We start from the raw sequence: 1,961 nt of genomic DNA, 5'->3' as shown, positions 1-1,961 counted from the left end.
CGGGCGTTTGACAGTTGCATAAAAGAAAAACCCTTATAGTGCCTAGAAATAGGCGCTTTTTTTGTCAACTATTTTAATTTAATATATAGTAATATTTAGTGATATGTGGTATACTTATATTGAGGTGATTACTATGCGCGTGACTACATCAAAATCAAAGAATTCTGAATCCTTTTATATTACCAAATCCTATACCAACGCCCAGGGCAAAAGCACTTCGAAGACCATCCGGAAATTAGGCACCCTGGCGGAACTGTCAAAACGTCTCGGTACCGACAGGGACGGTGTTATGGCGTGGGCAGAAGAAGAAGCACGCCTAGAAACTTTAAAGTATAAAAGCGAGATGGAAGATGCCGTTGTCATGATCCCCTTCCATTCCAACAAGCTTATGGACTGCAACAGGAAAAAGTTTTTTGCAGGCGGCTATCTCTTCCTCCAGTCTGTTTACTATGGACTGAAAATGGACTCCATATGCACCAAGATTAGAAGCCGCTATAAATTCGAGTATGATTTAAACGCAATCCTTTCCGACCTGATCTATACCCGGGTTTTAGAACCCTCCAGCAAAAGTGCCTCTTTCACGGCTGCAAAGCAGTTCCTTGAAGCACCGGCTTACCAGCTCCATGATATTTACCGCGCCCTTTCCGTCCTTGCCAAAGAGCTGGATTTTATTCAGGCAGAAGTTTATAAAAACAGTTTTTTTCTTGGCAGAAGGAATGACAAGATCCTGTATTATGACTGCACAAACTACTATTTCGAGATGGAACAGGAAGACGGCTGCAAAAAGTACGGGAAGAGCAAAGAACACCGGCCGAACCCCATTATCCAAATGGGACTCTTTACAGACGGGGACGGACTGCCGTTAGCGTTCTCCCTTTTCCCCGGTAACCAAAATGAGCAGAAGTCGTTGAAGCCTCTGGAAACCAAAATCCTCCAGCAGTTCGGATGTGAAAAATTTATTTACTGCAGTGATGCCGGACTTGCCTCTGAAGATAACCGGGCCTTCAACCATTTAGGACAGCGGGCGTTTATTGTGACCCAGTCGATCAAAAAGCTTCCGGCGGAGGATCATGAATGGGCTTTAAACAGGAATGGCTTTAAGCGGCTGGCTGATGATTCCACAGCTGATATTACACAACTGACAGATGAAGATAAACAGGGTATTTTTTACAAAGATGAACCATACACAACCAAAAAAGTTCATCAGCGGCTGATCATAACCTATTCCCCCAAGTACGCGGCCTATCAGAAGGCAGTCCGTGGAGAGCAGGTTGCAAGGGCTGAAAAGATGGTCAGCAGCGGTTCATTGAAACGGCAGCGGAAAAACCCGAATGACCCGGCGAGATTTGTAAATAAAGTTTCTGTAACAAAGGCGGGAGAAAAGGCGGATATACACTATTACCTTGATCTGGACCGGATTGCAGAAGAGGAAAAATATGACGGACTCTATGCGGTCTGCACCGATCTGTTAGACGATGATGTTGCAGATATCCTGAACGTCAGCGAAGGCAGATGGCAGATTGAGGACTGTTTCAGGACCATGAAAACAGAGTTTGAGGCAAGGCCTGTCTACCTGAGCCGTGAGGACCGTATCAAAGCCCACTTTCTCACCTGTTTCCTTGCACTGCTCCATTTCAGACTGCTGAAGAGATCCCTGAAAAGCCCCTGTACTACAGAGCAGCTGCTCCAGATACTGAAAAGCATGAATTTTGCCGATATAGAGGAGCAGGGTTTTATGCCGTTATATGAACGGCAGACCATAACGGATGAGCTGCATGAAGCATGCGGCTTCCGGACAGACTATCAGTTTTTAACCAAGCGAAAAATGAAAGAGATCCAGAAAAAAAGCAAGAGAAGATAAAACATTACTATATACCGCACACAGGGTACAAAGTGCCACAACCCGCCAATTTCCTAGGATTGTGGCACTTATTTTTTCTCACATGTGTCAAAGACGAGAT

The 1,961-nt window shown here is 44.9% G+C and carries 1 protein-coding gene; it reads left to right on the top strand.

What is annotated here, in order from left to right:
* Window positions 1-133: 133 nt before the first annotated feature.
* Window positions 134-1,861 carry an IS1634 family transposase gene (locus A8806_RS25940; RefSeq protein WP_109734048.1) on the top strand — a complete coding sequence of 576 codons (1,728 nt, stop codon included), beginning with the start codon at window positions 134-136 and terminating at the stop codon, window positions 1,859-1,861.
* Window positions 1,862-1,961 lie beyond the last annotated feature (100 nt).

Source organism: Faecalicatena orotica (assembly GCF_003149245.1).
In the GTDB taxonomy this organism is placed as follows: Bacteria; Bacillota; Clostridia; order Lachnospirales; family Lachnospiraceae; genus Faecalicatena_A; species Faecalicatena_A orotica.
Note: the sequence above shows the minus strand (reverse complement) of the source record. Positions and strands in the feature narration are given on the sequence as shown.

Coding starts and splice junctions, on each gene's coding strand:
- A8806_RS25940 (WP_109734048.1), top strand. CDS start 134: ATGCGCGTGACTACATCAAAATCAAAGAATTCTGAATCCTTTTATATT.